Here is an 18,523-nt window from a genome sequence, read left to right as displayed (position 1 = left end):
CGTTTCCACCCGCTAGGAAGGACCGAAATCGCAAGGCCACGACGGGGCTGAAGGGGCGAATTCCGCCGGCAGACGGCCTATGTCTATTGTTAACACTCCAATTCCGCTGAATGTCGCCGTTTCTCGCCGACGCGTCGGCCGGGGACGCCGGCCGCGAGGGGCAGTACTCTCAGTCGGTTGTCAGCCCTCGCCGGGTCATCTCGGGAGCGTTCCGGTCTAACTCCCCCGCCGAACGCGACCCAGTTATATCCCTGTATTCGGCGGTAGTCCCGGCCTAACCTGCCGATTTCGAACATCTAGTCGCTCCATACTTACAGCCGTTCCTACCGTTCAGTATTTCCAGAGAATGGCGTCTCCTGACAAGAACTCCCAGACTGACCGCCGCGATGGCGAAGAATCGTTCCGAGCAGACGGTGGCACCGCCGAACTGGTCCCCACGACCGGTCCGCAGGCGATGGCCGCCCGCGCGAGTGAGCTTCCGGTCCCCGCGTCGGACCGCATCGAGTACGGCCCCGCCGACGACCTCGTCGAAGACGAGACGGACGAAGACCGCCCGGAGACGCTCCGGGAGGCCGTCCTCCGCGAGGTGAAGGCGTTCTTCGCCGCCATCGACGACGAGACGGCGTTCGCGCCCGCGCCCTCCGAGGCGTTCATCGAAGACAAGTTCTTCGACTTCGCGTTCCTCGACGGCGTCGAGGCCGTCGAACACTACTGGGTGAACAAGCCCTTCGCGTTCGTCTCCATCCTGTACGACCACGAGAAGCGCGAACACCGGTACCACGTGAGCGAGCCGCGCCTCGACCCCTTCGAGGACTTCGTGCGCGAGGACCTGACGAAGATTCTGCGCAACAGCCTGCTGTACCGCGACCTCGACGCCGACGGCGACCGCGAGGACGTCTTCGACGAGGAGGCCCGCGAGATAATCTCCGAACACGCCGCGACGGTCGAAGAGGGGTCGCTCTGGAAGCTGTTTTACTTCCTGCTTCGGGACTTCATCCACTTCGGCCGCATCGACCCCGTGATGCGCGACCCCGGCATCGAAGACATCTCCTGTGACGGCGACGACGTGCCCGTCTACGTCTTCCACAGCGTCTACCGGGACGTGCCGACGAACGTCGTCTTCGACGACGGCGACCTCTCGTCGTTCACCATCCGCCTCGCGCAACGCGCGGGCAAGCAGGTCACCGTCTCCGACCCGCTCGTGGACGCGAGCCTCCCGGACGGCTCTCGCGTCCAGTTGACCCTCGGCTCTGACATCGCCACCCGCGGGTCGAACTTCACCATCCGGAAGTTCTCGGACGTGCCGCTGTCGCCGGTCGACCTCGTGCGCTGGAACACCTTCAGCGTCGAGCAGATGGCGTACTTCTGGCTCGCCATCGAGAACAACCGCTCTCTCATCTTCGCGGGCGGCACGGGCTCCGGGAAGACCACCTCGATGAACGCGGTGTCCTTCTTCGTCCCCGGCCACGCGAAGGTCGTCTCCATCGAGGACACCCGCGAAATCACCCTCCCGCACGACAACTGGATTCAGTCGGTCACCCGCGACACGTTCACTGCCGACGGCCGCGGCGAGGTGTCGATGTACGCGCTCCTGCAGGCCGCGCTCCGACAGCGCCCCGAGTACCTGCTGGTCGGCGAGATTCGCACAGAAGAGCGCGTCGCCCTGACGTTCTTCCACTCCATCGCCACGGGCCACACCGCGTACACGACGTTCCACGCAGACTCCTCGGAGGGCGTGGTCCACCGCATGCGCAACGAGCCCCTCGGCGTGCCCGCCCAGATGCTCTCGGACCTCGACATCATCTCGGTCCAAAAGCAGATTCACCTCGACGGCGACCGGACCCGCCGGAACATCGCCGTCACCGAAATCGCCGGCGTCGACGACGACGGCGAGGTCGAACTCCGCGACGTGTTCAAGCGCAACCCCGAAAACGACGCCCACGAGCGCGTCGGCGACTCCGTCGTCCTCGACGAAATCGCCGCCGAGCGCGGCTGGACGAAGGCCGACCTCAAGTACGAACTCGACATCCGCGCCGACGTGCTCCGGTACATCGCCGCCTCGGGCGTCGACGACTACCTGACGGTCTCCGCGATGATTCGCCGCTTCGAGCGCGACCGCGAGGGCCTCCTCGCGCACGTCTACGCCGAGACCTCGCTGGTCTCCGTCGACGACGAGGCCGACGAACACGACGACGACGCGGCCGACGAGGCTGACGCCCCGGCCGACGACCTCGACGACGACGAAATCGAGGTCTCGCCCGAGACCGAGCGGCTCCTCGCTGACCTGTTCGACATCGAGTTAGACGACGACGCTGACGGCGACGAAACGCCCGACGCCGCCAAGGCGGAGGCCGCCCCCGAACCCGCGCCCGCCGCCGAAAGCGACGACGCTGATGCCGGCGCAGACGACGCGGAAGCCGATTCCGCTGTCGTCGCAGACGCCGTCGAGTTCGACGATGTCGCGGAGGCCGGCCCCGCGCCGGCCGATGACGCCTCGGACGCCTCGGACGCCGACGAAACCGACGACTCCGAATCCGTGACCGACGACGACGACCGGGAGGCCGACGATGCCCGCTGACTCGTCGGCGTCGGTTCCCCTGCCCGACTACGAGGTCGAGCAGTACTTCCCGCGCGAACACTTCGACGAGTCGCCCGAGGAGGTCGAGCGACTCCGCCAGCGCTACGGCTACGTCCGCACGTACTTCAAGCGCCACCCGGCGGGCCACCGCGACCTCCAGCGCTGGCTGAACCAGACCCGCGTGGGCACGACCTACGACCTGTATCTCACCCAGTCGATTAAGCTGGCGGCCGTCACCGCGGCGTTCGGCTCGCTCGTCGGGCTCGCGCTCACGTTCGTCCTCGCCCGCACGGGCGTGCTGGCCAACGCGTCGAGCCCCGTTAGCCTCGGCATCGCGGCGCGATACGTCGCCCCGCTTTCCCCCTACAAGGTGCCCATCCTCGGCGTGGCCCTCGTCGGCCTCGTCGGCGGGTTAGCGGCCGCCGGGACCTACTACGCCCGGTACTACCTCCCCAAGAGCCGCGCCGAGATGCGCGGCCGGAGCATCGACATCCTGCTCCCGCACGCCATCGTCTACATGTACGCGCTCAGCCACGGCGGGATGAGCTTCCTCGAAGTCATCCGCTCGGTCGCCGACGCGCCCGACTACGGCGAGGTGTCCCGCGAGTTCGAGATGATCGCCCGCGACATGGACCTGTTCGGTAACGACCTGTTCACGGCGCTCCGCAACTCCCGGAACCTGACGCCCTCGATCAACTTCGAGCAGTTCCTCGACGACTTGCTGTCGGTCCTCGACTCCGGCGGCGACGTGACCGCCTTCCTCGACCGCGAGTCCGCGACCTACCTCGAAGAGGCCCGCGACGAACAGGAGGACTTCATCGAGACGCTGTCGATGCTCTCGGAGGTGTTCGTCGCCGCGTTCGTCGCCGCGCCGCTCTTGCTCATCGTCACCCTGATGGTCATCAGCTTCCTCGGCGGCGACACGCTCGTCCAGCTGTACGCGCTGAACTACCTCATCTTCCCGCTCGGGATGGGGCTGTTCTTACTCCTCGTGGACGTGCTCTCCTCGCCGTACACCCAGGACACGGTCCGGACGAAACACGACGTGACCGTCCTCGAAGAGATTCGGACGGTCGCGGTCGACTTCCTCGGCGCGATGCGCCGCGAGGTCCAGCGCGCCCGCGAGGCCCGCTGGGGAAGCGACGGAATCGCCTCCGACGGCGGCTTCGTCGACGAGCGACTCGACGACTACCGCCTCGAAAACGCGGTGTACGAGCTTCGGACGCTCATCGGCGACCCGCTCGACATCATGCGCCGCCAGCCGTACCTCTCGGCGGCCTTCACGGTGCCCGTCGCGCTCCTGTCGGTCGTCGCCGTCTACGCGCTCGGCCTCGCGACGCCGAGCCTCGACGCCATGCTCGCCGACCCGTACAACACGACGGTCTGGTTCGTGGTCCTCCCGTTCGCCATCGTGGCGGTCCCGCTGACGGTGTTCCACGAGCTTCGGACCCGCCGCGAGCGCACCCTCGAACGGCGCTTCCCCGACACGCTGAACCTGCTGTCGAGCGCCAACCAGATGGGCATCTCGCTGGTCGAGTCGCTCGCGCTCGTCTCCCGCTGGTCGAACGGCGCGCTCGCGGACGAACTCCGCGCGCTCCGCAACGACATCCGCTGGAACCACGACGCCCACGCGGCGCTCATGGCGTTCGCCACCCGGCTCAACGTCCCGCAACTCTCGCGGGTCATCCGGCTCATCGCCAGCGGCGGCCGCACCAGCGGCGACCTCTCGCGCGTCCTCAGCGTCGCCGCCGAAGACACCCGCAACCGCTACAAACTGGAGAAGTCCCGCCGTCGCGCGATGGGCTCGTACATCGCCATCGTCGTCATCGGGTACTTCGTCTACCTGTTCGTCATCCTGATGCTCGGCGCGAGCTACCTCGCCCCGCTCGCCGAGATGACCGCGCCCACGACGGCGTCGAACGGGCAGGCGCTCCCCATCGGTATCGGCTCCGTCCCGCTGGCGAACTTCCACGTGGTGTTCTTCCACTCCGCGCTGATTCAGGCGGTCGGAAGCGGGCTCCTCGCCGGCAAACTCGCCGACAACAGCGCCCTCAGCGGGCTGAAGTACGCCCTCGGACTGTCCGCGCTGGCGCTCGTCGCCTTCGCACTGGTGTAAGGCCATGACTCACAACACTCCCAACAACACCCAATACACACACTCGCCCCTCAGGCACGTACTGCGCGGGCTCGTCGCGGGCGCGGCCCGCCGCGGCTCGCACCTCCGCGGTGACCGCCGCGGGGCCTCGGCCATCCTCGGCACGATGCTCGCGTTCGCGCTCGTCGTCTCGCTCGTCGCGATGGTGCAGGTCTCGGCGGTCCCCGCGTGGAACCAACAGACCGAGTTCGAACACCTCACGGCCGCCGAGACCGACTTCGCCGCGTTCGACGAGAGCGTCGCGAAGGCCGTCGACGGCCGGCAGACCCGCGCGACCCTCGACGCCGGCGTCGACTACCCGACCCGCGCGCTGTTCGTCTCGCCCGCCGCCGGCTCCGGAAGCCTCCGGACGACCGACCCCGCGACGGCCCGCATCTCCGGGGCGGTCGCGACCGGCGAGACTGGCACCTACTGGGACGGCTCCGAACACGCGTTCGACACCCAGCAGTTCGTCTACCGCCCCGACTACCGGTACCTCCAGAGCGAGCCCTCGCTCGTCCACGAGGGGACCGCGCAGTACACCGCCTACGCGGGGAGCGAGGTCGGCGCGACCCAGTCGCTCGTCGACGGCACCAAGGTCTCTCTCGTCTTCCTCGAAGGCGACATCGACACCGCGACGAGCGAGGCGACCACCTTCGGCGTCGTCCCCCTGAGCGCCGGCACCGACTACATCACGGTCACCGACGCGGGCACGCCCATCACCATCTCGGTCCCCACTCGGCTCTCCGAAGACACGTGGCGCGACCTGCTGGCCGACGAACCCAACGTCCGCTCTATCGCCTACGCGACCGGCACCGACTACAACACGCTGACGGTCGAACTCGCGCCCGGCAAGACCTACGACCTGCGTCTCTCGCGGGTCGGCATCGACACCCCCGGCGCGCTCCAAGCGCCCGCCTACATCGTCGACGTCGAGGGCGACAACGCCGTCGTCCCGCCGGGCGCGACCCACCGCGCCGTCGTCGAGGTCCGCGACGCGCAGAACAACCCCGTCCCCAACGCGGTCGTCAAGGCCAGTCCCGGCCTGACCGCCGAAAGCGGGCGGGTCGTCGCGCGCGACACCGACACCGTCTCGACCGTCACCGATTCGGACGGCCGCGCGACGTTCGTCTACACCGCGACCGGGAGCATCGACGGCGTCGTCAACGACGAGTTCGACGTGGTCGTCGAGGACGCCGCGGGCGCGACCGTCGACCGCGTGACCTTCGACGTACAGCTCCGCGAGGGCGGCGTCACCGACCCGCTCCGCGGGCTCGTGGCCGCCGTCGACGACCCCGGCTTCGTCTACGCCGACGTGGACGGCAACGGCGAGTTCGACGGCGCGGACTACCGCGTCAACGACACCGGCACGGGCGGCGACGTGAAATACGACGCCGGTACCGACCGGCTCGTCGTCCCGCCGAGCACCGGGACCATCGTCTCCGACCGCGACATCACCCTCGCGGGCGACGGGGTCTCGCTCCACGTCGACGTCGTCGCCACCGGCTCGAACAGCCGGGTCGACGTCGACGCCGGAAGCGGCTCGCTGGCCGCGATCGGCGTCAGCGTCACCTCGGTGTCGGGGAAGGACATCACCGTGACCGCGGGCGACGAAATCGACCTCTCGGGCGCGTCGGTCACGCAGGGAAGCAAAGCCGGCCTCTCCATCGAGGCCGGCGGCGACGTCGACCTCGACAACGCCGGGGTGACGGTCGCACAGGACAGCAACAGCCTCCGCATCGTCTCGACGGACGGCTTCGTCAGCGCCCGGAGCGCCGACATCAGCGGGAAGGGCGACATCCGCATCGACGGCACGGACGGCGTCGACCTCGCCGGAGCCGGCCTCTCGGGGGTCAAGGACAACGGCGCGCTCGACGTCGTCTCCGCGCGCGGCGGGGTCAACCTCAACGGCGTGGTCATGCTCGGCGACGGCGATATCGTCGTCGACGCCGAGGGCAACGTCTTCGTCGTCGGCGCGAACATCGCCTCGACCAAGACGGACGTGGTGATAACCTCCGACGGCGGGATGGTCAGCGGCCGCGAGGCCGCCATCTCCGCCGAGGACGACGTGACCATCACCGCGGCGGTCCGCATCTACCTGCCCGACTCCTCTATCGAAAACGAGGACACGCCCGAACTGAACGCGCCCGAGAAGGAGGTCTGAGCCGTGTCTCGCCTCTCTCTCGACTCCCGCGGCGTCTCGGAAATCCTCGGGTTGGTCTTCGCGTTCGGGCTGGTCGTGTCGGTCATCGCGGTGGTCCAACTCGCGGGCACGCCCGTCTGGACCGCCGGCGACGAGGCCGACCACAGCGCCAGCGTCTCGACCGACCTCGCGTCGCTCGACTCGCAGGTCTTCCGCGCCTCCGGCGCCGAGTCCGGCAGTCGCGTCGCGGTCGACTCGGACGTGTCGTACCCCGAGCGGTACCTCGTGGTCTCGCCGCCCGACAGCGCCGGGACCTTCCGGGTCGACGGCGCGGACGCCGTGACGGTCACGGGCGTCTCCGCGGTCGGTCCCGAAGCGGTGTTCTGGGACGGCACGACCCGCACCTACGAGACCGGTGCCATCGTCTACGAGGCCAACTACGCCGAGCGCGACCAGGCGCGGATGGTTCTCGAAAGCGGCGTCTCGTACCTCGAAACCGACGGGAACCCCGTCGTCCACCGCCAGTCGCTCGTCCGCGGCACGACCGTCACGCTCGTGTTCTTCGAGGGCGACCTCGACGGCCACACGACCGCCGGCGACACCGTGGCGCTCGCGCCCATCTCCGTGCGCTCGGAGTCGCTCCCGGTGTACAACGCCACCGACCCGGTTCGCATCTCGGTGCCGACCTACCTCTCGGAGGACGCGTGGGTCGACCTCATGGCCGAGGAACCCCACGCGCGGGTCGTCTCCCACGTCGCCAGCGGCGACCACGCGGTCGTCACTATCGAACTCGACGCGGGCGTCCGCTACGACTTCCGCGTCGCCCGCCTCGGCGTCGGCGAGGCCGTCGAACCCGACCCCGCCGCCTACGCCATCGCGGTCGAAGGCGAGGACGCCGCGGTCCCCTCGGGCGGCCGCGAGACGCTCACTGTCCGCGCGTTCGACCGCTACGGCGCGCCCGCCGCGGGCGCGACGCTGACCGTCAGCCCGTCGACCCCGCTCGGCGGCACCGTCGCCCCGACCGCCGGGGCGACCGCCGTCACCGACGAGTCCGGCCGCGCGAGCTTCACGTACACCGCGCCCGACGACGTGACCGATATCGAACACGACTCGGTCACCGTCACCCTCGACGGGGCGTCCGGCCCCGGCGCGACGGTCACCCTCCCGCTGGAAGTCCGCGGGACGGGCGAGACCTACGAGGTCAGAAACACCACCCCGTCGACGCCGGAGCCCGAAGACGACTTCAGCATCGACGACGGCGAGGTCGTCCCGTCGGACGACTTCACGGGGGAGTTCAAACTGCTCGGGAGCGCCATCTCGGACGGGTGGCACGATGTCCCCGTCTCCGTCACCTTCGTCGTCGACGGCGAGTCGCACCACTCCGCGGACTGGGACAACGTGAACGACCGCCGGTCCCACTCGTTCAGCGTGACTGGCGACTCCGGTGACACGCTCTCCATCGTCGCCGCCACCGACGGCTACGTCACGGCCGACTCGTCGGTCGACCACCGACAGGTCGCAGTCCTCCGCGACGGCGACCGGGTCCCGAGGATACGGGGCTACAACGGACAGGACGACGCCGCCGAGTTCGTCGCCCCCTACATCAGCGACGACGGGCGCACCATGGACCTCGCCGACAACCAGGCCATCTTCCTGTTCGAACTCGGAACGACCGACACGGACAGTCCGGCCTTCGACATGCAGGACGTGGTCATCCTCGTGACCCTCTGGGAAGACGGGGGTGAGCGCTGAGGACGCCGACCCGCCGCCGCGCTCGTCAGGAGCGCCGACCCATTCTTTCGGTCTTTTTCCCGTCGCGTCCGCGCGACCGCCGTATCGTTAACACCCGCGCCGCCGTAGGGCCGCGTATGTCGTTCGACCCCGACCGCGTCTCGACGGTCACGTTCGACTCGTACAGCACCCTCGTCGACGTCGACGCCGCCGAGAAGGCGCTCGCCGAGCGCGTCGCCGACCCCGAACCCGTCTCGAAGCTGTGGCGGTCGCGGTCGCTCGAATACACGTTCGTCGGCAACCAAATCGACGAGTACGAGCCCTTCTACGAGGTCAACCGCGCGGCGCTCCAGTACGCGCTGGACGCCCACGACGTGTCGGTCCCGGCGAGCGAGCGCGACGAGATCCTCTCGGTCTATCACGAACTCGACGTGTTCGACGACGTGCGCGACGCGGTCGGCCGCCTCCGCGACGCCGGCTACGACTGCTACGTCGTCTCCAACGGGAACCCCGAGATGCTCGATTCGATGGTCGACCACGCCGACATCCGCGACCTCCTCGACGGCGTCGTCAGCGCCGACGAGGTCGGGGTGTTCAAACCCGACGCGGAGCTCTACCGCCACGCGGCCGCCCGAACCGGGACGCCCATCGACGAAATCGCCCACTCGACCGCCGGCTGGTTCGACGTGATGGGGGCGCAACACGCCGGAATGCAGGGCGTCTGGGTCGACCGCAAGGACTCGCCGTGGGAACCGTTCGGGCCGGAACCCGACCTCACCGTCCCCGACCTCACGACGCTCGTTGACACGCTCGTCGGCGACGGACGCGAGACGACGGACTGACGCGCCCCGGCATGATTCCCAGCACGCGGTATGTTATCTGCTCACAATACTGATGTTACTGGCCGTCCATCTAGTGGGATGGAACGGCGGCGCGTGAAAGGCGGGATTCTGGCCGCCATCGGGTTCATTCTGTCTCCGCTTTCGTGGTGGAACGACCTCGTGGTCAACCTCCCGCTGGCCTACGCGTTCGGCGTCGCGGTGAGCCTCATCTCCCGAAGCTGGTTTCTCCCGGGGGTCGTCGCGGGCTACTGGCTGACGAACGTGGTCGGGTTCGTGTTGCTCCACAAGGGCGCGGTCGACGCGGTATCGGCCGAATCACACCCGTACACCCGCCGGCGATTCGCCAAGGACTTCGCCATCTCCATCGGGTACACCGCGCTCGTGGTGCTTTTGATATGGTTCGGCTTCCTCAGCGTTCCCGACGGCCTGCTCGCGGCGCTCGGTCGCTGAGTTCGGTCGGCCGGTCGGGCCGGCGCTCGCCGTCAAAAATAGCTCCGAGCCGACCCGGTGGTGGGTCCGAGTCGGCCGGTAGTCGGCGGTTCAGTTCTCCGTTTCGTTGTGGATGGGCGTCTCCGTCGGTGGCGGAGTCTCACTCATCGGTTCGTCAGTAGTCGTTTCGTCGTCAGTGGTCGTTGTCTCGTCGTCAGTGGTCGTTGTCTCCGGTTCGTCGGTCGTGGTCTCCGGTTCGTCAGTAGTCGTGGTCTCCGGTTCGTCGGTCGTGGTCTCTGGTTCGTCAGTAGTCGTGGTCTCCGGTTCGTCGGTCGTGGTCTCTGGTTCGTCAGTAGTCGTGGTCTCCGGTTCGTCGGTCGTGGTCTCTGGTTCGTCAGTAGTCGTGGTCTCTGGCTCGTCGGTCGTCGTTGTCTCCGGTTCGTCAGTAGTCGGTTCCTCCGTCGTCGGTTCCTCACCGACAGTCACGACTGCGTCGTCGGTGACGGGCGTCCCGTTCACCGTGTACGGACCGTCCTCAGTCCCGTTGGAGGTGAGGAAGTCGAGCGTCTGGTTGTCGTTGGTGTCGAGGTGCGCCTGCGCCGTGAGGTTCACGCTCTCGTTCTCGTTCAGCGGTTCGAGAAGCGGCACGGTGACGTTCTCCTGCGGACCGGATTCGAGGTAGTCGGTCGCGCCGACGACTGAACCGTTCTCGTCGAGGATGGCGATGTAGCCGCCCTCGGAGAGGTTCGCGCTCGCGACAGTCACGTTACTCCCGTCGGACTCCTGGTCGTCGAACTGGAGCGTCGCGTTCGGCTCGTCGGTTCCGTTCGTCGGCTCCTCGGCGACTGTCACGACCGCGTCGTCGGTGACGGGCGTGCCGTTCATCGTGTACGGACCGTCTTCGGTTCCGTTAGACGTGAGGAAGTCGAGCGTCTGGTTGTCGTTGGTGTCGAGATGCGCCTGCGCGGTCAGGTTGGCGCTCTCGTTCAGCGGTTCGAGGAGCGGCACGGTGACGTTCTCCTGGTCACCGGGTTCGAGGTAGTCGGTCGCGCCGATGACCGAGCCGTTCTCGTCGAGGATGGCGATGTAGCCACCTTCGGAGAGGTTCGCGCTCGCGACGGTCACGTTACTGCCGTCGGACTCCTGGTCGTCGAACTGGAGCGTCGCGTTCGGCTCCTCGGGTTCGGGCTGTTCGCCCACGGTGAGCGTCGTCAGCTCGCCGAAGTCGCGCGTCTCGATACCGTGGATGTACGTCCCGTCTTCGAGACCCGTCGTGTTGACGTCGAACGCGATGGTCTCCGTCTCGTTCGGGTTCAGCGCCCAGCCGGTTCGGACGACCACGTCGCCTTCGAGTCGGAACTCGACGCACTGAATCATCGGCACGTCGTTCGGGTTGGTGATGTCCGCCGACACCGTCACCTCCTCGCCGGGTTCGACGTCGGACGGCGCGGAGAGGTTGCTCACCCCGAACGATTCGTAGGTCCCGTTGCTCGGATACGTACAGTACTGCGTCTGTGTCTGCGTCTGCGTTTGTGTCTGTGTCTGGGTCGGTTGTTCTACCTGTGCCTGCTGTGTGTCGACCGCCGCCAGTCCGGTCCCCGTCGCCGCCGCCGCGACGAGAGCGACGACGACGAGGACGCCGGCGATACGTGTTCGTGTACTCATGTGTCTGCAATGACAATCTACCGACGCCGCCGGCAAAAGGTGACGAGATAGTTTCAATAGTTTCGCGCGCGGGCTGTCAGTTTACCTGACGGTGTAGACGGTTATTCTGTCTCTGATTCCGATACTGGTGGCCTCTTGACCGATTTTCTCGCAACAGTTCACGACACACGACATTTCACGCGAGACGCTATTCCTTAACTGTCAGAAAAGCGAGTAAGTCGCCGAAGCTAACGGGGTAGTCTCTCGTTTATTCGAACGTCTTGACAGTTTGAGTGACGGGAGCGACTGAGCGTTTCGAAACCGGGACGGTGTCCCGTCGGCGACGGTCTCGGGAACCGCCCCGAACCCCCATTCCAGACTTCCCACTCGGGTATCGATTAGCTCCTGACGTTGAGTAGTGCGAATCACAATCGGTATTGGCGTGACATTCGGGCCCGAATATGAGGAATCACACTCACAATATCCAAAACTTCTTGTACCCGTGTCGTATTTGGTCGTGTATGAGCGAATCCAACGAGAATTCGCGGATTGCACCGTACACGGAGTACTCGCGCACCCGTTCTCGGTGCCCTCGATGCGGGACCACGGTCCCGACGGAGGCGGTCGGCGACGCGCTGTGTGCGAGTTGCAAGACGGACGTCTCCATCTGATGAGTACGGCCGCACCCCACAGTTCCGGCGAACTGGCGGACGCACCCGTGTTCGACCTCGAATGCATCTACGACGACCCGGATAACCCGACCGAACTGACGGTCTTCTCCCCGAAGTCGGAGGAGTTGACCACCTCGTGGATTACGGTCGACCGCGGGAGCGCCGTCTCGCTGGACGATATCGCGTAGAGGGTCGAATTCTGTTTTTCGTGGTTTGTTCGATTATCACCATGAGATTCAGGATTTGATCTGTCAGTCGATGCTAACCTCTCTCTGATCCACCTCTGGTTTGTGGTTGATGAGCGCACCGACAGACGCGATAGAACAAGAGGTTGAGGGTCTTGAGCAGGATGCAGGGGAGATTGATGCATCTGCAAAACCTTTTGGACAACTCTCCCACAGACAAATTCTCGAATACAGACGGGTTCCATCACTACTGATCTGTCTGCAACCACCCTAACTTATAAGTGGGACTGGATGAATTTCTGTCATGTATGGCCTTGTCAGACCATATCATGCCGAGCGAGGAAGTACAGTTCAGTACTGATGAGACGTTCAAATACGGCGGTGACGAGTACCACGTCTACGTCACCAATGACCGGTTTATATTATACATGGAACGTGGTCTGGTTAGAAGCAAAGACGACGTTCAGAGCTGGAATCTTGAGAACATCGAAAAAACGGACTTCGAAGAACGGGGAACTGTTAGGAAAAAGGGGGTTCTCCGATTAGAAATGTCAAATAACAGAGCTATAGACCTCAAAGGAGGAGCTGAAGATACGAAGACCGTGTACCAGAACATGATGCAATTCATACAATGAGGCAAGATAACCTCATCTGGACAGCGGGTGGGGCAATCGCAGGGGCGTTAGTCTTACTTTTAATTGGAATCTCAATCGATTTAATACCCATAATATTGGCTATAATAGGGCTAATCGCTGGCGGTGCCGTGGGTCTATCTCTTGCACCCTCAACGACTGGGGGAGAAGCAGACGCAAAATTTGGGTGATCGATTTATCGGGAAATAATATTTTTAACAGCTATATGTCTTGGATACCGACACTATTGTACTGGGTATCAATAGTATTCGCAGTTGGATGGCCGGTAGCGAATTCTGATGGGTGGAATATACCGGCAACTGGAGGTATACTTGTGATTGGTGGCACATCTACTGCGCTATTGGTTAATTCGTTTGGGAAAGCGGAGATAACGCACCTTATAATCGGATTTGTATCACTATTGATCTATCTTGTAGTAGTATTCTTGTTCACCTTATCGGTATTCGGCAACCTCACTGAACGGATACTTCAGTAAGGTCGGTACAGAATCAAGCAGTTACACTATATTGTCTCTACAGCCGTCGTCCGCAGAATTCAGAATCAGCTAGAGAATATGGAAAAAGACGCTAGTTATTTGTCCTATTACTCCGAAATGAAGTCGGTCACGTCCGTGGTTTGGATAGGACTGACCCCAACCTTACGACTCGTAGAAGGGGGAACAACACGATGCCGTCTAGTGGTTAACTACTCTCCACGAAGGAATTGAGTGGATGGCTTACGGCGGATTCGAAGCAGGGAGCGAACGGCGTGAGCGACCGCGGTTCGAATCCGCCGTCACCACTTTCGATTCCACGGACTCCCCGCTGTCGCTCGTCGTTGCGAGGAATCAGAAAATGGGTTGGGGCAGATTTGAACTGCCGGCCTCCTCCATGTCAAGGAGGTGTCATAACCAGACTAGACCACCAACCCGGTGTGTTGCGAACATCGCCGAACGCCGAAACGCGGGAAGAGGAGTGGGTTGGGGCAGATTTGAACTGCCGGCCTCCTCCATGTCAAGGAGGTGTCATAACCAGACTAGACCACCAACCCGGTTACGGAGCTTCCCGCGCCCGTTCGGACGCATCTCTCCGTTGTCCGGGGTTACAATTTAAGCTTTCGAATCGGACTACGTGCGGCGATTCGGGCCACAGCGCGGTCCCGCCGTCCGTCGCGGTCGATTCGCCCCGAGCGGCGACCGCCCGATGGCGGCGATTTTCGCCAGCCCGACACGCTTAAGCCGATGTACGAATTTGTACATCATAACCCGAAGAAGTACATCGGTGATTACCAATGCAGGATTATATCGAACGTGTGACCGGCGGTGCGGACCTGACTATCGAGGAGGCGCGCGACGCCGCGCGGGCGGTCTTCGAGGACGCGACCGAGGCGCAAATCGGCGCGCTCCTCGCCGCGCTCCGGTCGAAAGGCGAGACCGAGGCCGAAATCGCGGGGTTCGCGCAGGGGATGCGCGACGCCGCCCTGACCATCGAACCCGACCGCGGCCCGCTCGTCGACACCTGCGGCACCGGCGGCGACGACTACAACACCATCAACGTCTCGACCACGAGCGCGCTCGTCGCGGCCGGCGCGGGCGCGGCGGTGGCCAAGCACGGCAACTACTCCGTCTCTTCGTCTTCTGGGAGCGCCGACGTGCTGGAGGTCGCCGGCGTGAACGTCGAGGCCGACCCCGAGTCCGTCGAAGCCTGTATCGAGGACAACGGCGTCGGCTTCATGCTCGCGCCCGTGTTCCACCCCGCGATGAAGGCCGTCATCGGCCCGCGGAAGGAACTCGGCATGCGGACCATCTTCAACGTCCTCGGGCCGCTGACGAACCCCGCCGGGGCCGACGCGCAGGTTCTCGGCGTCTACGACGCCGACCTCGTCCCGCTCATCGCCGAGTCGCTGTCGCACATGCCCGTCGAGCGCGCCCTCGTCGTCCACGGCTCCGGCATGGACGAAATCGCGCTCCACGACGCGACGACGGTGGCCGAAATCGACGGCGACGAAATCACCGAGTACACCCTCACGCCCGCCGACCTCGACCTCGAACAGGCCCCTATCGAGGCGGTCGCCGGCGGCACGCCGCAGGAGAACGCCGACGACCTCGAAGGCATCCTCACCGGCGACGTGACCGGGCCGAAGCGCGACCTCATCCTCGCCAACGCCGGCGCGGCCGTCTACGTCGCCGACCTCGCGGACTCGCTGGAGGAGGGCGTCGAAGTCGCCCGCGACGCCATCGAGTCCGGCGCCGCGAAAGCCAAACTCGACGCGCTCCGGGAGGCGTGAGATGACCCGCGTCAAAGTGTGCGGCGTCACCAACGAGGCCGACCTCGCCGCCGTCGAGGCGGCCGGTGCCGACGCGGTCGGCGCCATCTGCGACGTGCCCGTGGACACGCCCCGCGAGATTCCTCGCGAGCGCGCCCGCGAACTGTTCGCCGCCGCGCCGCCGTTCCTCACGACCGTCCTCGTGACCATGCCCGACTCCATCGACCACGCCCGCGACCTCGCGCGCGAAGTCGGCCCCGACGTGCTCCAACTCCACGGCGACTTCGCGGCCGACGACCTCGACTCGCTCCGCGCGACCGGCGTCCGCGTCGTCCCCGTCGTCGACGCGACCGACCTCGACCGCGCACGCGCTGTCGCGCCCGTCGTCGACGCCGTCCTCGTCGACACGCCCTCCGCCTCGGGCGCGGGCGGCACCGGCGAGACCCACGACTGGGACGCCTCGCGCGAACTCGTCGACGCGGTCGATGTCCCCGTGGTGCTCGCGGGAGGGCTGACGCCCGACAACGTCGCCGAGGCGGTTCGCACGGTCGAACCCTACGGCGTCGACGTCGCGAGCGGCGTCGAGTCGTCCGGCGGCGTCAAGGACCACGACGCGGTCCGCGCCTTCGTCGCCGCGGCGAAAGCGGCCCGCGGAGCGTCCGGCGACCACGAGGAGGTCGTCGCGTGACGGCCCCCGACACCGACCGCGAGGCGTTCGTCGACCTCGTCGGCGACGCGGACGAACAGGTCGTGACGCACCTCGTTTCCGACCTCGACGTGTCCGTGGACCCGCTGGCCGCGTACACGACGCTCGCCGACCGGAGCGACTACGGCTTCCTCTTGGAGAGCGCCGAGAAGGTCTCCTCCAGCAACCCGCAGGGCGCGTTCTCCGCGCCCGCGACGGCCGCGGACTCCCACGCGCGCTTTTCGTTCGTCGGCTACGACCCGGAAGCGGTCGTGACGGTCGGCCCCGACGGCGTCGACGTGACCGACCTCGGCGGCCCCGCCGCGGCGTTCGTCGGCGCGGGCGACGGCGACGTGCTCGACTCCCTGCGCGGCGCGCTCCCGGATCTCCCGCGCGTCAACTTCCCCGAGACGGACCGGCAGACGCTCACCGGCGGGCTGGTCGGCTTCCTCGCCTACGAGGCCGTCTACGACCTCTGGCTCGACGAGGTCGGCCGCGACCGCCCCGACACCGACGACCCGGACGCCGAGTTCGTCCTCACGACGCGCACCCTCTCGTTCGACCACCGCGAGGACGCCGTCCGCCTCGTCTGTACCCCCGTCGTCTCGCCCGACGACGACCCCGGCGAGGTGTACGACGGCGTCGTCGCCGAGGCCGAGCGCGTCGTCGAGAAGCTCCGGGCGGCGGCCGACCCCTCGCCCGGCGGCTTCGAGCGGACCGGCGAGGACGCCGGCTCCCGCGAGGACTACGAGGCCGCGGTCAGGAAGACGAAAGAACACGTCCGCGACGGCGACATCTATCAGGGCGTCATCTCGCGCACCCGAAAACTCCGCGGACAGGTGGACCCGGTCGGTCTGTACGCCTCCCTGCGCGAGGTGAACCCCTCGCCGTACATGTACTTACTCCGGCACGGCGACCGGCGCGTCGTCGGCGCGAGCCCCGAGACACTCGTCTCCGTTCGGGGCGACCGCGTCGTCGTCAACCCCATCGCGGGGACGTGCCAGCGCGGCTCCGGCCCGGTCGAAGACCGCCGCCTCGCCGGCGAACTCCTCGCGGACGCGAAAGAGCGCGCCGAGCACACGATGCTCGTCGACCTCGGCCGCAACGACGTGCGCCGGGTCTCGACCCCCGGGAGCGTCCGCGTCGAGGACTTCATGAGCATCATCAAATACAGCCACGTCCAGCACATCGAATCGACCGTCTCGGGGACGCTCGACCCCGACTCGGACGCCTTCGACGCCACCCGCGCGACGTTCCCCGCGGGGACGCTCACGGGCGCGCCGAAGGTCCGCGCGATGGAGATTATCGACGACCTCGAAGACGAGCCCCGCGGCGTCTACGGCGGCGGCGTCGGCTACTACTCGTGGACCGGCGACGCCGACATGGCAATCGTCATCCGGACCGCGACAGTCGACTCCGGCGGCTCGGAAGACGTCATCACCGTCCGTGCGGGGGCCGGCATCGTCGCCGACTCCGACCCGACCGCGGAGTACGAGGAGACAGAACAGAAGATGGGCGGGGTGCTCGACGCCGTCCGCCGCATCGAGTACGGGACCGAGGAGGCGTCGCAATGATTCGACTCGTCGTCGTCGACAACTTCGATTCGTTCACGTACAACCTCGTGGAGTACTTCTCAGAACAGACCGTCGAGGGCGAACCGCTCGACATCGAAGTGCGGAAGAACACCGCCTCGCTCGACGAGATACGCGACCTCGACCCCGACGCAATCGTCGTCTCGCCGGGACCGGGCCACCCGAAGAACGACCGCGACGTGGGCGTGACCAACGACGTGCTCACGGAGCTGTCGCCCGAGATTCCGACTCTCGGCGTCTGCCTCGGCCTCGAAGCCGCCGTGTACGCCTACGGCGGCACCATCGGCCACGCGCCGGAGCCGATTCACGGCAAGGCGTTCCCGGTCGACCACGACGGTGAGGGCGTCTTCGCCGGCCTCGAAGACGGCTTCCCGGCCGGGCGCTACCACTCGCTCGTCGCCACGGAGGTCCCCGACTGCTTCGACGTCTCGGCGACGACCGACCACGACGGCGAGGCGCTCGTGATGGGCGTCCGCCACCGCGAGTACCCCATCGAATGCGTCCAGTTCCACCCCGAGAGCGTGCTCACGGGGTCCGGACACGGCGTCGTCAGAAACTTCCTCGCGTCGGTCGCCGGCTTCGACGTGGCCTGAATCGAGGGCGCGTCAGCCACGTCAGTACGTCGGCACGTCGGTTCGACCGCGACCGCGGCTTCTCCGCGGCCTTCGCGTGGTCGCGGTCCGGAGCCTGTTCTCCCGCGGTTACAGGACGTTGATGCCGAAAAACGAGAGCAACAACAGCGCGCCCACGACGATGGCGGCGATGGTGACCAGTCGCCACGCGACTTTGAGGAACAGCCGGCCGACGAGGATGACGACGGCGACGGCCGCGAGCACCACGAGCATCTGACCGAGCGGCCCGGAGAGCAGGCCGCCGAGCTGTAACGGGGTGAGCGCGAGGGGAGTCAGTACCATACCCCGATATGACACCCGTAGAGCGGATAAGCTTGTGGGCGGTCTCGTCGCGCGGTTCCGGCCCGGTTCTCCCGCCGA

Annotated in this window: 15 protein-coding genes and 2 tRNA genes; 13 read left to right on the top strand and 4 right to left on the bottom strand. The window is 66.2% G+C overall.

Going from position 1 to position 18,523, the window contains the following annotated elements:
• Positions 1-346 precede the first annotated feature (346 nt).
• From IEV64_RS02650 to IEV64_RS02625, 6 genes are all read left to right on the top strand, one after another.
• Positions 347-2,578 (top strand): type II/IV secretion system ATPase subunit, encoded by a 2,232-nt coding sequence (locus tag IEV64_RS02650; RefSeq protein WP_188423072.1) that lies wholly within the window; start codon positions 347-349, stop codon positions 2,576-2,578.
• Positions 2,568-4,694 (top strand): type II secretion system F family protein, encoded by a 2,127-nt coding sequence (locus IEV64_RS02645; protein WP_188423071.1) that lies wholly within the window; start codon positions 2,568-2,570, stop codon positions 4,692-4,694. The genes IEV64_RS02650 and IEV64_RS02645 overlap by 11 nt, the downstream gene beginning before the upstream one ends.
• 4 nt (positions 4,695-4,698) lie before the next feature.
• A complete protein-coding gene (locus IEV64_RS02640) occupies positions 4,699-6,876 on the top strand; it encodes a hypothetical protein (protein WP_188423070.1) in 2,178 nt (725 codons plus the stop codon).
• A gap of 3 nt (positions 6,877-6,879) precedes the next feature.
• Positions 6,880-8,607, top strand: a complete 1,728-nt coding sequence (locus IEV64_RS02635) for an Ig-like domain-containing protein (protein ID WP_188423069.1) — start codon at positions 6,880-6,882, stop codon at positions 8,605-8,607.
• Positions 8,608-8,723: 116 nt separating this feature from the next.
• On the top strand, positions 8,724-9,428 hold the full coding sequence (locus IEV64_RS02630) for a haloacid dehalogenase type II (protein WP_188423068.1): 705 nt from the start codon (positions 8,724-8,726) through the stop codon (positions 9,426-9,428).
• Positions 9,429-9,506: 78 nt separating this feature from the next.
• Positions 9,507-9,878 carry a DUF7980 family protein gene (locus IEV64_RS02625; RefSeq protein WP_004969715.1) on the top strand — a complete coding sequence of 124 codons (372 nt, stop codon included), beginning with the start codon at positions 9,507-9,509 and terminating at the stop codon, positions 9,876-9,878.
• A gap of 90 nt (positions 9,879-9,968) precedes the next feature.
• Here the strand turns inward: IEV64_RS02625 and IEV64_RS02620 are convergent, their stop codons facing one another.
• A complete protein-coding gene (locus IEV64_RS02620; protein WP_188423067.1) occupies positions 9,969-11,522 on the bottom strand; it encodes a DUF7282 domain-containing protein in 1,554 nt (517 codons plus the stop codon).
• A gap of 500 nt (positions 11,523-12,022) precedes the next feature.
• On the opposite strand from IEV64_RS02620, the gene IEV64_RS02615 reads away from it, so the two are divergent.
• The 3 genes from IEV64_RS02615 to IEV64_RS02605 all read left to right on the top strand — a co-directional run bounded on the left by IEV64_RS02615 (position 12,023) and on the right by IEV64_RS02605 (position 12,992).
• The gene (locus IEV64_RS02615) at positions 12,023-12,172 is read left to right on the top strand and encodes a zinc finger domain-containing protein (protein ID WP_188423066.1); all 150 of its coding nucleotides are present in this window, start codon (positions 12,023-12,025) and stop codon (positions 12,170-12,172) included.
• A complete protein-coding gene (locus IEV64_RS02610) occupies positions 12,172-12,360 on the top strand; it encodes a DUF7511 domain-containing protein (protein WP_188423065.1) in 189 nt (62 codons plus the stop codon). The genes IEV64_RS02615 and IEV64_RS02610 overlap by 1 nt, the downstream gene beginning before the upstream one ends.
• Positions 12,361-12,665: 305 nt before the next feature.
• Positions 12,666-12,992, top strand: a complete 327-nt coding sequence (locus IEV64_RS02605) for a hypothetical protein (protein ID WP_188423064.1) — start codon at positions 12,666-12,668, stop codon at positions 12,990-12,992.
• An 852-nt stretch (positions 12,993-13,844) separates the two neighbouring features.
• Here the strand turns inward: IEV64_RS02605 and IEV64_RS02600 are convergent.
• Both IEV64_RS02600 and IEV64_RS02595 read right to left on the bottom strand, forming a co-directional pair.
• Positions 13,845-13,919: transfer RNA gene (locus IEV64_RS02600), tRNA-Val, on the bottom strand.
• A gap of 45 nt (positions 13,920-13,964) precedes the next feature.
• Positions 13,965-14,039 (bottom strand) — tRNA-Val (locus IEV64_RS02595).
• 240 nt (positions 14,040-14,279) lie between these two features.
• Here IEV64_RS02595 and trpD point away from each other — a divergent pair.
• From trpD to trpG, 4 genes are read left to right on the top strand one after another with little or no spacing between them, the layout of a single operon-like run.
• Positions 14,280-15,275 carry an anthranilate phosphoribosyltransferase gene (gene trpD / locus IEV64_RS02590; RefSeq protein ID WP_188423063.1) on the top strand — a complete coding sequence of 332 codons (996 nt, stop codon included), beginning with the start codon at positions 14,280-14,282 and terminating at the stop codon, positions 15,273-15,275.
• A 1-nt stretch (position 15,276) separates the two neighbouring features.
• Entirely contained in the window at positions 15,277-15,942 is a 666-nt protein-coding gene (gene trpF, locus IEV64_RS02585) for a phosphoribosylanthranilate isomerase (protein ID WP_188423062.1), read from the top strand.
• Positions 15,939-17,513, top strand: a complete 1,575-nt coding sequence (gene trpE, locus IEV64_RS02580) for an anthranilate synthase component I (RefSeq protein ID WP_188423061.1) — start codon at positions 15,939-15,941, stop codon at positions 17,511-17,513. Before trpF ends, trpE begins: the two co-directional genes overlap by 4 nt.
• Entirely contained in the window at positions 17,510-18,124 is a 615-nt protein-coding gene (gene trpG / locus IEV64_RS02575) for an anthranilate synthase component II (RefSeq protein WP_007274594.1), read from the top strand. The genes trpE and trpG overlap by 4 nt, the downstream gene beginning before the upstream one ends.
• A gap of 108 nt (positions 18,125-18,232) precedes the next feature.
• On the opposite strand, the gene IEV64_RS02570 is transcribed toward trpG, so the two are convergent.
• A complete protein-coding gene (locus IEV64_RS02570; protein ID WP_004969819.1) occupies positions 18,233-18,445 on the bottom strand; it encodes a DUF8029 family protein in 213 nt (70 codons plus the stop codon).
• Positions 18,446-18,523 lie beyond the last annotated feature (78 nt).

This window comes from Haloferax sulfurifontis, assembly GCF_014635105.1.
GTDB classification, from domain to species: domain Archaea; phylum Halobacteriota; class Halobacteria; order Halobacteriales; family Haloferacaceae; genus Haloferax; species Haloferax denitrificans.
This window is presented reverse-complemented; position numbering and strand designations above follow the sequence as displayed.

What these genes read in the sequence shown, in the direction of transcription:
- IEV64_RS02650 (WP_188423072.1), top strand. Translation starts at nt 347, where the DNA reads ATGGCGTCTCCTGACAAGAACTCCCAGACTGACCGCCGCGATGGCGAA.
- IEV64_RS02645 (WP_188423071.1), top strand. Translation starts at nt 2,568, where the DNA reads ATGCCCGCTGACTCGTCGGCGTCGGTTCCCCTGCCCGACTACGAGGTC.
- IEV64_RS02640 (WP_188423070.1), top strand. Translation starts at nt 4,699, where the DNA reads ATGACTCACAACACTCCCAACAACACCCAATACACACACTCGCCCCTC.
- IEV64_RS02630 (WP_188423068.1), top strand. Translation starts at nt 8,724, where the DNA reads ATGTCGTTCGACCCCGACCGCGTCTCGACGGTCACGTTCGACTCGTAC.
- IEV64_RS02625 (WP_004969715.1), top strand. Translation starts at nt 9,507, where the DNA reads ATGGAACGGCGGCGCGTGAAAGGCGGGATTCTGGCCGCCATCGGGTTC.
- IEV64_RS02620 (WP_188423067.1), bottom strand. Translation starts at nt 11,522, where the DNA reads ATGAGTACACGAACACGTATCGCCGGCGTCCTCGTCGTCGTCGCTCTC.
- IEV64_RS02615 (WP_188423066.1), top strand. Translation starts at nt 12,023, where the DNA reads ATGAGCGAATCCAACGAGAATTCGCGGATTGCACCGTACACGGAGTAC.
- IEV64_RS02610 (WP_188423065.1), top strand. Translation starts at nt 12,172, where the DNA reads ATGAGTACGGCCGCACCCCACAGTTCCGGCGAACTGGCGGACGCACCC.
- IEV64_RS02605 (WP_188423064.1), top strand. Translation starts at nt 12,666, where the DNA reads ATGGCCTTGTCAGACCATATCATGCCGAGCGAGGAAGTACAGTTCAGT.
- trpD (WP_188423063.1), top strand. Translation starts at nt 14,280, where the DNA reads ATGCAGGATTATATCGAACGTGTGACCGGCGGTGCGGACCTGACTATC.
- trpF (WP_188423062.1), top strand. Translation starts at nt 15,277, where the DNA reads ATGACCCGCGTCAAAGTGTGCGGCGTCACCAACGAGGCCGACCTCGCC.
- trpG (WP_007274594.1), top strand. Translation starts at nt 17,510, where the DNA reads ATGATTCGACTCGTCGTCGTCGACAACTTCGATTCGTTCACGTACAAC.
- IEV64_RS02570 (WP_004969819.1), bottom strand. Translation starts at nt 18,445, where the DNA reads ATGGTACTGACTCCCCTCGCGCTCACCCCGTTACAGCTCGGCGGCCTG.